Source organism: Rhizobium sp. RAF56 (genome assembly GCF_052113965.1).
Taxonomy (GTDB): domain Bacteria; phylum Pseudomonadota; class Alphaproteobacteria; order Rhizobiales; family Rhizobiaceae; genus Rhizobium.
On record NZ_JBFRDU010000001.1, the window covers coordinates 60,634 to 74,876 of the forward strand.

Annotated in this window: 9 protein-coding genes; 6 read left to right on the forward strand and 3 right to left on the reverse strand. The window is 63.0% G+C overall.

Going from position 1 to position 14,243, the window contains the following annotated elements:
* Window positions 1-17 precede the first annotated feature (17 nt).
* The 4 genes from AB4048_RS00270 to AB4048_RS00285 all read left to right on the forward strand — a co-directional run bounded on the left by AB4048_RS00270 (window position 18) and on the right by AB4048_RS00285 (window position 4,720).
* Entirely contained in the window at window positions 18-770 is a 753-nt protein-coding gene (locus tag AB4048_RS00270) for a sugar phosphate isomerase/epimerase family protein (RefSeq protein WP_442199898.1), read from the forward strand.
* A gap of 12 nt (window positions 771-782) precedes the next feature.
* Window positions 783-1,916, forward strand: a complete 1,134-nt coding sequence (locus AB4048_RS00275; RefSeq protein WP_442199899.1) for a Gfo/Idh/MocA family protein — start codon at window positions 783-785, stop codon at window positions 1,914-1,916.
* A 69-nt stretch (window positions 1,917-1,985) separates the two neighbouring features.
* Window positions 1,986-3,017: an L-glyceraldehyde 3-phosphate reductase gene (mgrA, locus tag AB4048_RS00280; RefSeq protein ID WP_442199900.1), complete on the forward strand. Its 1,032-nt coding sequence runs from the start codon at window positions 1,986-1,988 to the stop codon at window positions 3,015-3,017.
* 95 nt (window positions 3,018-3,112) lie between these two features.
* Window positions 3,113-4,720: a glycoside hydrolase family 43 protein gene (locus AB4048_RS00285; RefSeq protein ID WP_442199901.1), complete on the forward strand. Its 1,608-nt coding sequence runs from the start codon at window positions 3,113-3,115 to the stop codon at window positions 4,718-4,720.
* A gap of 77 nt (window positions 4,721-4,797) precedes the next feature.
* On the opposite strand, the gene AB4048_RS00290 is transcribed toward AB4048_RS00285, so the two are convergent.
* On the reverse strand, window positions 4,798-5,298 hold the full coding sequence (locus AB4048_RS00290) for a GNAT family N-acetyltransferase (protein ID WP_442199902.1): 501 nt from the start codon (window positions 5,296-5,298) through the stop codon (window positions 4,798-4,800).
* Window positions 5,299-5,422: 124 nt separating this feature from the next.
* Complete coding sequence (locus tag AB4048_RS00295) at window positions 5,423-11,899, reverse strand: hypothetical protein (protein WP_442199903.1); 6,477 nt, start codon at window positions 11,897-11,899, stop codon at window positions 5,423-5,425.
* A 474-nt stretch (window positions 11,900-12,373) separates the two neighbouring features.
* Between AB4048_RS00295 and AB4048_RS00300 the strand changes: the two genes are divergently transcribed.
* Together AB4048_RS00300 and AB4048_RS00305 are read left to right on the forward strand one after the other, a co-directional pair.
* Window positions 12,374-12,739 (forward strand): Hpt domain-containing protein, encoded by a 366-nt coding sequence (locus AB4048_RS00300; RefSeq protein WP_442199904.1) that lies wholly within the window; start codon window positions 12,374-12,376, stop codon window positions 12,737-12,739.
* A gap of 166 nt (window positions 12,740-12,905) precedes the next feature.
* Window positions 12,906-13,226, forward strand: a complete 321-nt coding sequence (locus AB4048_RS00305; RefSeq protein WP_442199905.1) for a 2Fe-2S iron-sulfur cluster-binding protein — start codon at window positions 12,906-12,908, stop codon at window positions 13,224-13,226.
* A gap of 306 nt (window positions 13,227-13,532) precedes the next feature.
* Here AB4048_RS00305 and AB4048_RS00310 read toward each other — a convergent pair whose 3' ends face one another.
* Window positions 13,533-14,162 (reverse strand): DUF922 domain-containing Zn-dependent protease, encoded by a 630-nt coding sequence (locus AB4048_RS00310; RefSeq protein ID WP_442199906.1) that lies wholly within the window; start codon window positions 14,160-14,162, stop codon window positions 13,533-13,535.
* Window positions 14,163-14,243 lie beyond the last annotated feature (81 nt).

A 14,243-nucleotide genomic window follows, 5' to 3' on the forward strand; every position in this document is an offset into this window, starting at 1 on the left:
CCAATGGAGGAATATCGATGACGACACTCGGTTTTCAGCTTTATAGCGCGCGCAACTTTCCGCCTTTTTCCGACGTTCTCACGAAGCTCGCCAAGGCGGGATACAAGGAAGTCGAAGGGTTCGGCGGCATGTACGGCGACCTCGACGACGCCGGCCTGAAGAGCCTTCGCGCCGATCTCGACAAGAACGGGCTCACCATGCCGACCGGCCATTTCGCCGTCGACATGCTGGAAAACGCACCGGATCACGCCCTGAAGATCGCGAGAACGCTTGGCGTCCAGTCGATCTATGCGCCCTACCTGATGCCGGAAGAGCGTCCGACGGACGCAAAGGGCTGGCACGCGTTCGGCGCTCGCCTGCAAAAGATCAGCAAACCGTTCAAGGATGCCGGCTTCGACTTCGGTTGGCATAACCATGATTTCGAGTTCTTCGCGCTCGAGGACGGATCGCTGCCGATCGAGCAGATCTTCGCGGGCGGGCCGGATCTTTCCTGGGAAGCTGATATCGCCTGGGTCGTTCGCGGCGACTCGGATCCCTTCAAGTGGATCGAGACCTATGGTTCCAGGATCACGGCGGTGCACGTGAAGGACATTGGGCAGAATACGGACGAGGGCGGCTGGGCCGATGTCGGTCACGGCGTGCTCGACTGGGCGAAGCTGATGCAGGCGCTGCGCAAGACCCGCGCGGCCCACTACATCGTCGAACACGACAATCCGAGCGACCTTGACCGTGTCGTCACGCGCTCCATCGCATCCTTCAAGACCTACTGATCGAGGCAATCCATGGCTAAGGAACTTGGCGTCGGCATCATCGGATGCGGCAATATCTCAACCACCTATTTCGGGCTCGCGCCGCTCTTCAAGGGATTGAAGGTGCTCGCCTGCGCGGACATCAACATGAACGCGGCGGAACTGCGCGCCGAGGAATACAAGGTCAAGGCGCAGACGATCGACCAGTTGCTCGCCAACGACGAGATCGACGTGGTCGTCAACCTGACGATCCCGGACGCGCACTATCCCGTATCCAAGCGCATTCTCGAAGCGGGCAAGCACGTCTATTCGGAAAAGCCGCTGGTGCTTACGCTCGAACAGGGCGAAGAGCTGCGGCGTATCGCCAAGGATAAGGGGCTCGCGGTCGGCTGCGCGCCCGACACCTTCCTCGGCGGCGCCCACCAACTCGCCCGCAAATTCGTCGATGACGGCGGCATCGGCCGCATCACCTCCGGTGCCTGCTATGTCATGGGCCCCGGCATGGAGATGTGGCATCCGAACCCGGATTTCTTCTTCCTGCCGGGCGGCGGGCCGATCCTCGATATGGGCCCCTACTACATTGCCAGCCTGATCAACCTCATCGGTCCGGTGAAGGGGGTCGGCGCCTTGACGTCGATGGCGCAGACGAACCGAACGATCACCAGCCAGCCGCGCTCGGGCGAAGTCATACCGGTGAAAACGCCGACGAACATCCAGGCCTTGCTCGAATTCGTCTCCGGCGCAACTGTGACGCTGACGGCGAGCTGGGATGTCTGGTCGCACCGCCACGGCAATATCGAGCTTTATGGCACCGACGGTTCGCTCTTCGTGCCGGATCCGAACTTTTTCGGCGGCACGGTCGAAGCGAGCGGCCGTGACAAGGAGATCCGGGCGCTGGACGGCTGGGACCATCCCTTCGGCATCTTCAACCAGGAGAGCCCGCAGGGGCCGCGCGCCAACTACCGCACGGCCGGCCTTGCCGATATGGTTGCCGCGGTGATCGAAGGACGCGACGCCCGCTGCTCGCTTGACCGGACGCTGCACGGCGTCGACGTCATGACGTCGATCCTGAAGTCCGGCGCGGAAGGCCGCTTCGTCGATTTGACCACAACCTGCACGCAGCCGGCGGCCCTCGGCATCGCCGAAGCACAGGCGCTCTTGAAGTAGCCGCTTCCGGGACTATTGTTCGCGCGGGCTTCAATGCCCGCGCGTTTTCATTTCAGAAGGATCGAGACCATGAGCTGGCAACCGGCCGAAGACCGCTATTCCAAGATGAAGTATAACCGGGTAGGGCGCTCGGGGTTGAAGCTGCCGGCGATTTCGCTGGGGCTCTGGCACAATTTCGGCGGCGACACGGCGCACGACCGCAAGGTCGATATGTGCCGCACGGCCTTCGACCTCGGCATCACCCATTTCGATCTCGCCAACAACTACGGACCGCCTCCGGGTTCGGCCGAGACGGCGTTCGGCGAAATCCTGCGCACCGAGTTTGCCGGCTTGCGTGACGAGCTGATCGTTTCCTCCAAGGCGGGCTATGACATGTGGCCCGGCCCTTATGGCGAATGGGGCAGCCGCAAGTATCTGGTCGCCTCGTGCGACCAAAGCCTGAAGCGCATGGGCCTCGACTACGTCGATATCTTCTATTCGCACCGCTTCGACCCCGATACGCCTCTCGAAGAGACTTGCGCCGCGCTCGACCATATCGTCCGCTCCGGCCGCGCGCTCTATGTCGGCATCTCCTCCTACAATTCGCAGCGCACCCGCGAGGCCGCGGCGATCCTCAATGATCTCGGCACCCCCTGCCTGATCCATCAGCCGAGCTATTCGATGCTGAACCGCTGGGTCGAGGATGACGGCCTCGTCGATACGCTCGAAGAACTCGGCGTCGGCTCCATCGTCTTCTCGCCGCTGGCGCAGGGTATGCTGACGACGAAATATCTGGGCGGCATCCCCTCCGACAGCCGCGCGGCGCAGAATCACTTCCTCAAGAAGGACTTCATTCGCCCTTCGATCATCGACAACATACGCAAGCTCAACGAGATTGCTGAAAAGCGCGGGCAGACGCTGGCGCAGATGGCGATCGCCTGGGTTTTGCGCCGCGGTCGGATCACCTCGGCGCTGATCGGCGCCAGCCGTTCGTCGCAGATTGTCGATTGCGTGAAGGCACTCGACAATCTCGATTTCACGGACGAGGAGCTCAAGGAAATCGACGTCTACGCCCGCGAGGCCGACGTCAATCTCTGGGCCAAATCCGCCGAGCGTGACTGATATTGTGTGCCGCCCGGCGCGCCTGGGCGGCCATTATTCTGATTTTTCCGAGGCTGTGGGTACTGCGCCCGCCACGCCGTCGAAGGAGATGGTCCATGATCCGCAATCCGATTCTGCCGGGCTTCAACCCCGACCCATCCATCTGCCGCGTCGGCGACGACTACTATATTGCGACGTCTACCTTCGAATGGTTTCCGGGCGTTCAGATCCATCACTCGCGCGATCTGGTGAACTGGACGTTGGTTCGGCGGCCGGTAGAGCGCAAGTCGCAACTGGATATGCGCGGCGACCCGGACAGCTGCGGCGTCTGGGCCCCCTGTCTTTCATATGCCGATGGGCTGTTCTGGCTCGTCTATACGGACGTCAAGCGCTTCGACGGCAATTTCAAGGACGCCAACAACTACATCATCACCTCGCCCTCCATAGAGGGAGAATGGTCCGATCCGGTCTACGTCAATTCGTCCGGATTCGATCCATCGCTTTTCCATGACGACGACGGCCGTAAGTGGTTCGTCAACATGCAATGGAATCATAGGCCGGAAGCGTTCCACAGCGCGGGTCATACGGCCTTCGACGGCATTTTGCTGCAAGAATGGGACGCTCGGACGAAATCGCTGAAGGGACCGATCAAGAATATCTTTGCCGGCACCGATCGTGGCCTGGTCGAGGCACCGCATCTCTTCAAACGTAACGGTTGGTACTACCTAACCACGGCCGAGGGCGGCACGGGCTATGACCACGCGGTTACCATGGCGCGATCGCGCAACATTGACGGTCCCTACGAGCTGCATCCGAACAAGTATCTGATGACGACGAAGGATCATCCCGACGCGCCGCTGCAGCGCACCGGCCACGGCCAGTATGTCGAAACGCCGGATGGGAAGGTCTACCACACCTATCTCTGCGGACGACCGCTTGCTCCACATCGTCGCTGCACTCTCGGTCGCGAGACGGGGATAGCGCGCTGCGTCTGGAAGGACGACGGATGGCTCTACCTGGAGAACGGCACGATCGTACCGGATGTGGAAGTCGAGGGCTTGAATGGCGCCACGCCGATCGAGAAGCCATGGCGCAGCGAGTACAGTTTCGACGGATCGATACTACCGCTCGATTTCCAGTGGCTGCGTACGCCCGAGCCGGAGCGCATCTTCTGCTTGACTGCGCGGCCGGGCCATCTGCGCCTCTTCGGCCGACAGAGCATCGGCTCGTGGTTCGAGCAGGCGCTGGTGGCGCGTCGGCAGGAGCATCACAGCTTCCGGGCAGAGACCGTTGTCGAGTTCCAGCCCGACACCTATCAGCAGGTCGCCGGCCTGACGCATTATTACAACCGCTACAAGTTCCATGCGGTGGCGGTTACACTTCATGAAAAGCTTGGGCGCTGCGTCACCATCCTGTCCTGCCCGGGCAACTTTCCGGATGGCAGTCTGGTTTTCCCTGTCGGTCTAGGGCTTTCGGTGCCGGATGGGCGCATTCAGCTGGCGATGGAAGTGCGCGACAACGACCTGCAGTTCTTCTGGCAGGCGGAGGGCATGGGCGCCTGGCAGCCGATCGGACCGGTACTCGACGCAGGAGTGGTGTCCGACGAGGGCGGCCGGGGTGAGCATGGGTCCTTCACCGGTGCGTTCGCCGGCGTCTTCGCCTTCGACACCTCCGGGCGCGTCAAGTCTGCGGACTTCGACTGGTTTAATTACGACCGGCTGTAAATCCCTGATGAATAGTTGTCTTTGACAAGGAAGGCGCGGTCGCCGGCTGCGCCTTCTGCATGTCTGTGGGTCTATTGTTAGCCGGAGACATAGAAGCCCGGATGATATTCGACGTTGCCTTGAGGGGTGTCGTCCGCCAGGGCCAAGCATTGGAAATACTCCGGCGGGACGTCGGCGAGCCGCAGGCGGCTGTCGGCGCGAAAGCCAAAGCGGCCGTAGTATCCGGGATCGCCGAGCACGACGCAGCCGCGCGCGCCTGTATGTCGCAGCCGCTCCAAACCCTCGCGGATCAATGCTTGACCGACCCCTTGGCCTTGCCATTGCGGTTGCACAGCGACAGGGCCGAGCCCGTACCACCCGACGAAAGCGCCATCGACGTCGACGGGTGAAAAGGCCACGTGCCCGACGATATCGTCTGCCTCGACGGCGACGAGCGTGACCGTCAATGCGGCCGCTGTCCGCAAGGCATCGACGATTGCCGCTTCCGTTCCGCTGCTGTGTACGGCATTCAAGAATGCCGCGGAAACCAAGGCGCGGATAGCTTCGGTATCGCCGGGCTGTTCTTCACGGATCGCCATGGAATGTCCTCTGTGCCTATGTCGAGCCAAGCGGGTTGGGCATCGTTGGCATTCACCGCCAAAGAAAACCGCCCGCAGCGATGGCTGCGGGCGGAAAATGCAATTGGGATGATCCCGGACGCAATCAGCTGAAGCGGCCTGCCGCGTGGGCGAGCATGGTGTAGACCTTGCCGGTGTCCGAGGTCAGGTAGGATTGAGTGACGCTCTTGTCGCGGTCAGTGCGGGCAACGTCGGTCAAGAGCTTCTCGAAGTCGCCGATATAGCGGTCGACCGCGGTGCGGAACTCCGGCTCACGATCATACTTGCGCTTGATGTCGTCGAACGTCTGTTGGCCCTTCAACGTGTACAGGCGACGTGTGAAGACATCGCGCTCGCCACGCTGATAGCGCCGCCACAGCTCGACCGAGGCGTCGTGGTCGATGGCACGGGCTATGTCGACCGAAAGCGAGTTCAGCGATTCGACCACATGGCGTGGATTGCGGCTGTCGTTGCCGCGTGGCGCAGCGGGAGCAGCGTCGGCCGGGCGAGGCGCGGCGGCGCGGGCCGGTGCGGCCTCGTCGGCGTCTTCACGCGAGGCGCCGCGCAAGAGATCGCTGATCCAGCCGCCGCTCGCGGGCTCCTGGCGCGAGACGACCGTTTCTGCTGGACGCTGCTGCTGAAGGACGGGGCGCTCGGGCGAAATCGTTCCGCGCAGCAGCGGAGCCGCCGAAATGACCGGCTGCTGAGGCTGCTGCTGCACCGGCTGTGGAGCCTGCTGCTGAACCGGCTGAGCAGGTGCTGCCGGGGCCGGGGCCGGACGGGCGGGTGCAGGCTGTGCTGCTGCCGGAGCCCGCGCCGCGGGCTCGGAGATCTCGAGCTGCTGCGTCGAGCGGCCGACAAGCTGCGAAATATCCTGCAGCGCCTTGATCTGCTCAGCGACGGCGCGACGCATGGCTGCGGCACTCTCCTTGGCTTCCTCGGGAAGATCGAAGGCGCCGCGCTTGAGTTCGCTGCGGGTCAAGTCGAGTTCCTTGCGGATATCGCCGGCCGAGCGGCGGATCTCGTCGGTTGCGCCGGAGAAGCGGCTGATTGCCTCGTCAACGGCCACGCGCAACGTCTCGCGCAGCTGATGGGCTGCTGTGTCGGAAGTCTTGCCGGCTTCCGAGAGCATCCGGTCGACGTCGGAAAGGGAGGAGGCGATCCCGCCACGCAAACGGTTGGTGAGTTCACCCGACCGGCGCTCCGCATTTGCAAGCGTGCCCTCGAGCGAGAGATTGGCTTCCTCGCCGGCCTTGGCAAGGGCTTCCCGCATCGTCTCGATCGTCTTGTCGGCATCCTCGCCGGCCTTCGACAAGGCGCCGCGCATGGCGTCAGCGGTCTGGTGCGCGCGCTGTTCGGCTTCCGAAAGCACGCGACCGATATCGGCGAAGGATGTCTGCACGCCCTGGCGCAGATTACTCGTGACCTGGTTCGAACGATGTTCGGCGCGATCAAAGGCGCTCTCGACCATGCTGCCGAGCGCGCGCATGGTGTTTTCGATTTCTTCCGAGCGCTGGACGAGACCGATCGCAAGGCTCTGCAGCGCGCCTTCGCGCTCCTCAAGGGTCGAGACGAGGTTGGACTGCGCCGCGGCCAGAAGCTGCGAGGCCTGTCCCAGCACCTTGGAGTGCTCGTCGAAGCGGCCGATGATGCCGCCCACCTGCGCCAGCGTATGGCCTGAGACGTCGGAGAGCTTGTCGACCTTGCCTTCGAGAAGGCGCGTCGAAGCCGACACCATTTCCGAGGCCTTGTTGGCCGAGTCCGCAAAGCGCGAGGAGGTCGCGCCGAGGCGGCTGTCCACTGCGGCGAGCTGCTCGGAGGCTTCGTTCAGCATTCCGACGACCGAGGCGTTGTTTTCCGCAAGGCGGTTGATCACGCTGTCGACGCTGCCGATGAGGTTTGCTTCCAAGGCCCCGACGACGCTTGCGGCATTTTCGGTACGGGCGGAGATCGCGGCCAACGTCTCGGTGGTGCGGGCGGCGATGGCGTTGACGAGGGCCGCATTCTCGGCGCTCAGCCGCTCGGCGCTTTGCTGCGCCGCGGCCGTGATGCGGTTTGCCGCCTCTTCGCCGGTCGCGGCATAGCGGTCGAGCAACGGACGGGCCTTTTCGTCGATGAGGCGAGCAAGCTCGGTCGAGCGTCCGGCCAGCATGGAGTTGAGGTCGCGGGTGCGTTCGTCGAGCGTTGCGCGGATGGATGCGCCGCGGGCTTCGAGCGCTTTGTCGACGTCGCCAAGGGCCGTGTCGATGTCGCGCGCGCGCTCCTCGAGGCCGACGCGGATAGCGTTGCCTCGTTCTTCGAGGGCCCGTTCGACCTGGCTCATCGTGTCGGCGATTTCCTGGCTGCCGGTCGTCAGGCTGCTGCGGATGAGAGCGCTATGGCTTTCCAGCGATTGCTCGGCGTCGGTAAGCGCTCTGGAGATGGCGCTGACCTGGCTGCCAACCAGGCTTTCGGCCTCGGCAACCTTGTTGACGATGGCGTTTCCGGCCTCTGAGAAGGTCTGCGCGACAGCCGCGGCCTGGCCGGCGAGCCGGCTCTGCGTTTCCGCGACACGGTTGACGATCGCTTCGGCGCGTTCGTCCATCGTGCGGGTGAAGAGTTCGCTGCGGCTGCCGAGGTCGTCGGCGAACTGTTGGCCGGTATGGGAAAGGAGGTCGGCGGTGCGTGTCGCTTCCGTCTCCATTCCCTGGGCGGCGTCGGCGACCGCCGTGCGCAGCGTGACCGCAAGGTTTGTGGCCTTGCCTTCGATCGTGCGATTGACCGCCTCGAGGCCGATATTCAGCGCACGGTCCATCGTCGACAGGCGCTCGTCGATGCGCGAGCTGCCGCGATCCATGGCTTCGCTGAGAAGTGCGGTCTGGCTTTCGATCGTTCCGGCGAGGGTATTGGTGCGCTCGTCGACGGTGCCGGCAAGCGAGGAGCTGTGTTGGGCGAACGCGTCGTTCAGGCGCGATACGGCGTCGCCACTGGCGCGGTCGATCCGCGAAGCGCCGCTCGCGAGCGTTTCGGACAGGCGATTGTCGACTGCATCGACCTGCACAGCAACGACGCTGACGCTCTCGTGAATGCGGTTCTCAAGCGCCGACAAGCTGGCTTCCACGCGAGTGCCGGTATCGGCGAAGCGATCCGTCATGCCCGCGACAGACTGGTCGAGATGTGAGGAGAAGCTCTCGGCGGAGCGGTAGATCTCGCTCGCCGCGTCGCTCAAACGGCCGGCAACGTCGCCGACGCTGTCGCGCAGGCTTTCCTCCAGGGAACGCGTGCTGATGTCGATCGTCCGACGCAGGGAGGCCTCGCGATCCTCAAGCGACATTTCCAGCATGCTCAGGCTGGTCGCGATCGAGGTTCCGATGGAGGTCGTATGTTTGGTGAGCGTGCCGTCGAGCTGGCCTTGAGCCTCGTGTAGCGTGACGTTGATGGCGTTGGCGCGATTTTCGAGCGTCGACTGGAGCCGCTGGTGGGCGGAATCCAGGGTGTCGTCCATGCGGGCAAGGCCGCTTCCGAGGGTTTCTTCAAGACGACCTGCCGTTTTATGCAGCGCTGTCTCGACACGGGCGGAGGAGCCGCCGATGACGGTTTCGATCCGCTCGCCGCCGCTGTTGAGTATGCCGGCGAGTGCATCGGTGTGGGAGCTGAGCGTCCGATCGAGGCGGTCGTGATTGTCGGCATAGGCGGCGCGGATGGCGTCGGCGCGATCGCCGAAGGCGTTGGTGAGCCGCGCCTCGGCGCCGGAGACACTGTCGATGATTGCGTTCGTGCGCGACTCCAGCGCGGAATCGAAGCGATGCTGGCTTTCGTCGAGGGAAATGGCGAGCGCCATGCTCTTTTCGTCGAGCGCGTCCGCGAGGCGCGCATGGCCGTCGCCGACGGCGCTTGCAAAGGCCTGCGTATGGCTTGCGAGCGTATCTTCCAGGCGTGCCTGGCTGTCGGACATCGAGATCGCCAGCATCATTGCGCGATCGTCCAGTGCCTCGGTCATCCGTTCGTGACCGCCGCTGATAGCGTCGGCAATGGCTTCCGCCCGGGTCTTCAGCGTTTCGTCGAAGCGTGCCTGATTGTCGGAAAGCGAGATGGCAAGCGCCATGGCGCGCTCATCGAGCGTGTCGGCCAGGCGTTCATGCCCGTCGGCAACGGCTCTGATGATGGTTTCCGAGCGATTGGCAAGCGTCTGCTCGAAGCGCACGTGGCTGTCGGTGAGGGCATTGAAGAGCGCGCCGCTGCGCTCGACCATGACGCCATCGATCCGCTCGTGAGCGGTCCCGAGCATGTGGGTGATTTCGTTGCTGCGCGCCGACAGCATGTCGCGGATTTCACCGGCGCGGCCGGTAAAGGCGGTCGTCAGCCCCTCCGTGCCGGAGGAAAGCGCCGAGGTGACGTCCGAGGTCGCACTGCGGATCGCATGGGTGAATTCGCCGGAACGCGACGACAGCGTGTCGGCAAGCTCGCTGGAACGGCCTTCAAAGGCTGCGTTGAGCTTGTCGGTGCCTGTGACAAGCGCGGAGGAGATGCCGGCTGTGGCGTTCTTGACCGCGGAGGAGAACTCGCCTGAATGGGCGGCGAGGGTCTTTTGGAGTTCGCTGGTACCGCTGGTAAGCGAGGTAGAGATCTCTTGCGTGGCACCGCTGAGCGCCGAGGTGAATTCCTGCGCGCGGGCGGCGAGGGTGGTGTTGAGTTCCCCGGTGCCGCTCGCGAGCGAGGAGGATATCTCCTTTGTCGCGCCTCGTACCATCGAGGTGAACTCCTCGGTGCGGGAGGCTATCGTGCTTGCGAAATCGCCAGCGCCGCCGTTGAGAGCGGCGGAGATCTCGCTGGTCGCGCCGTGTAGCGCCGAGGTGACCTCGCTGGTGCGTGCCTGAAGTGCCGAGGTGATGTCATTCGCCTGGGATCCGAGCGCGCTTTCAAGCACGTCCTGGTTGGTGGCGAATGCGGTCGCAAGCTCGAGCGAATGGTCCGTCAGCGAAGCGCCGAGGCGTTCGATGCTGGAGGTAAGAATGCCGTCGATCGCTTCCGAACTGCCGGAAAGCGTCTGGTTGATGCGTGCAAGGCTGTCCAATAGCTTGCTGTCGAGCGAACCGGCCCGTTTGTCGAAGGCGCTCGTGAACTCGGAAACGCGCTCGTCGAAGGTGGTCGAGAGCTGGGCGACCGTTGTCTGCAGACGCTCCTCGAAGAAGCCGGTGCGCAGATCGAGATCCATGATCGTATCGTCGGCGGCCGACTGCAGGTTTTGACGGAAGCTTGCGCCCTTTTCGTCGAGCGACTTGTTGAGCTTCGACAAAACGTCGTCCAGCGTTCCCGTGATGGAGCGCTCGCCGCCGTTCAGGCTTTCGGTGATGTCGCGGGTGCGCGCAATCAGGGTCTCGTTCAGCTGGCGGGCGCGATCGTTGAGGGCGGCATTCAGCTTCTCGGTGTTGCTATCGAGCGTGGATGCGCGGGTCTCGAACTGGCTGAGAAGCACGTTGCCGCGCTCCGCCAGCGTTGTTGACAGGTTCTCTAGCCGGCTGTCGAACTCCTCGCTCAGCGCAAGGCCGGAGGCCGTGAGGTTCTGCAGCATGCTGTCGGTCTTGGCCGTCAACAGGGAGCCGAGGGTCTGGATCGCTGTATTCGACGTTTCCGTCAGCGTTGCCGCGCGGGTGTCGATCATCGAGGCAAATGCCTCTCCCGACGTCGCAAGCCGAACCGAGATTTCCTCGGTCGCCAGCGACAGGTCTTCCTTGATCTGGTCGTGCACGCCGACGATCGAGGCGCGGATGCGCTCGGCGTGATTGATGATGGCCTCGCGCTCGGAGCCAAGGTTATGCACCAGGCCACGGACGCGCAGTTCGTTGTCGGCGTAGCTGCGTTCGAGTGCGTTGACCTCGGAATGAACGAGCGTTTCGAGCTCCGTGGCGCGGGCGATCGTGCGCTCGATGCCTTCGTTCATGGCGGACACTTCGCGCCGCACCGCCTGTCCGACCGTCATGATGCGCTCGGAGGCAACGGTCTCCGGTTCCGACAGGCGAAGCGCCACTTCCGCCATGGAGCGGGCGGCGTTGCGCATATCCTGGGCACGCGCAATCATGATCGCGAAGGCGTAGAACATCATCACCGGCAGTACGATGCCGACGATGCAGGCAATCACGCCCGGCAGTGCCAGCAGATCGGCGGCGGAGCGAACCTGCCAGATCTGAGGCGAATAAAGAAGCGAAATGAGGCCTACGCCGCCGGCGATCCAGAGCAGCGAGAAGATGGTGGCGTTTCGCATGGCCTTGCTGCTGGAGCCGCTGTCGAGCGACTTCAATATGGAGGCGGGGCTAGCCCGGTTTGCGTCATTGGCGGGTGCGGGCGTTGGGGTCTTCGGCATTTCCGCCGCGCGGTTGGCGACGGCGGCACGCGCCGCCGCGGCCCTGCGTGCGGCGTCGTCCTGAGGAACCTGCCGTGTGCGCTTTGCCGGAGTGTCGGGCGCTTTGGCTTCGGAGGCGGCTTGAGACGTCTGCGCGGATCGGGACGGCGGGATGCCTTCCTCGCTGAAGTCAATCTGAAGAGCTTCGTCCAAGGCCTTGAAAGCCTTGTCTTCGACCGACTCGCTGTACTTGTTGTTCGCCATGCGGTTACGCCTCGTTACTGCTCGGCCGGAGCCGCTTGGGCCCTGCCGGAAAGTCGCCTGGTTACGGAGCGAACGCTCATTCGCCCATCACAATCCCAACCCCTGAAACGGGAGCAGATTCCCGTTGTATTTCATAGCGGATAACCGCTTTTCCAAACGGATGGTATCAAAACATTACCATTATCCACCCAAGGGGCAAAGCTGCGCCCCTTTTGCCCTAGCCACCAGTATCGTAGTGGCACATTCCAATCTTCTATACAATTATCCCGGCTCGTTAGGGGTGAGTGCATTAAGGCATTGTTAACACCTTTCAAATCAATGCATTGCCAAAAAGGCGATTATCTAGCCATGTTTAACGATCGTTAACCATATCGCCAGATTTTCGGTGCCGGGGCGCCGGATTTAAGGGCATTGCCACGCCGCTGCCGCAAGCTGACGCCAAGCACGAGGCCTTTCAGAAATAAGGGAACGGCTATGGCAACACCCCGCATCGCGTTCGATAGACCCGACGAGCCCTGTGGCCCGTCTTCCATGGGCCGCCCGATCGACTTTGCCCATCTCGAACGTCAGACGATGGGCGACAAGGCTTTGGAAGCAACCGTGCTTCAGCTGTTTTCGCGACAGGCGCGGTCTTGTCTCGCCGAGATCGGCAGCGGCGAGCCCGACAAGATCAAGGCGAGCGCGCATCTTCTTAAGGGTGCGGCAGGCGCCGTCGGCGCGGTGCGTGTGATGCATGCGGCGGCTGCCTGCGAGGCTCGCCCGCGCGATGCGGCGGCCCTCGCGGATGCCTGCGCGGCGGTCGTCGAGGTGGAGAACTATATCCTCGGCCTCATGCGGTGACGTTGACGCCGCTCTTGGGGTCCCGGAGTGGGGTCTCGGAAATGTGAGTGACGCGATGGCCTGGCAGCCAGTCCGCGGCCTCCGTTTCCGGCACGCCCGTGTTGACTGGTCTTTCGAATTGTTGGAAGGAGAAATCCTCAATTCATGATGACCGGAAGACAGCTCCATGACACAACTGACCATCGTCGCTTTTGACGGCACCCGCTTCGACCTGCAGGCCGACGAGGGCTCCACGGTGATGGAAAACGCCGTCCGCAACTCGGTGCCGGGCATTGAGGCGGAATGCGGTGGTGCGTGCGCCTGTGCCACCTGCCATGTCTACGTGGACGATAGCTGGGTCGAGCGTGTCGGCCCGCCGGCGCCCATGGAAGAGGACATGCTGGATTTTGCGTACGACGTTCGCCCGAGTTCGCGGCTTTCCTGTCAGATCAAGATCACGGCGACCCTCGACGGTCTCGTCGTGCATGTTCCCGAGCGTCAAGCCTGACGCTTCACCGTTGCTGCTAGGTGTCAAAAAAAGCCTCGCTCTTCTGATAGCGATGAGCGAGGCGAGGCGGGCGCGTCACCAGCAGGCGAGGGAGGAAGCACCTGCGGCTTCGGGACACGCCAGGAGAACCTAAGAAACTCAAACGCAGATTTATCGGCTGCGTGACGTATAGGGAAGACCTATTTGAGATTCGCGTAAAGTTCAAACGACAGAAATTGCCGACGATTCACAGCTATAGTGACAAGTTTCGCACAGTCGTGGACCTGCGCTTGCGACGCTTCACTTGCGACCCAAGCGTGAATCCCATTATTTTCCAGTATTTTGCGTCGCCGTCTTATTGTAGCTCAGCCGCCGAACGCGATTTTCGAAATTTGCCGCCTCGACTGCGTCGAAACGCGCCTGATCCCTGTCATGGAGTGAAATCGCGTGCTCCGTCGTGCGGCTGACCTTGTCCTGGAGGCGGTCGCAATCGGCCTGCGAACCGAGTGCCAGGATGGCGTGTTCCATGCGGTGCGCATGGTCCCTGGCGATCTCGACGTGCCGGGCCTCGTGTCGCTTGATGTCGGCAAGGAGCATTTCCCAGACGGCAGAAAGCCTCTTTTCGGCGTGGCGGCGGTCGCGCCAGCGGGGCAGGATGATTTCGGTATCGACCGTCACCCGGACACCGCCGATGTAGCAGCGACCGCCTCGTTCGACATAGGTCGCCTCGCCGCCGAAGCGGATTCGGGTCGCCGCGGGATGATGGCTGGTCGCGCCGGCGGCCTCCGGACCGAGCGTATTGAGCGCCGCATCGAGTTCGTCGGCGGTATTTCCCTTTACATCGAAAAAGGAAAAGGACTTGCGGGCGACGACTTCGGCGCTGACTGCGCTCCCAGTTCCGCACAAGAGACTAAGGGCGAGCAGGACGGAACTCGCGCGGCGGAACTGCGACGGCATTCTTCAGCAACCAGGTTGAACTTCGCCGGAGCTTGCGGCATAGGCTGCGCAAGCGCAATATCGGCGCGGTATTTTTTCTGT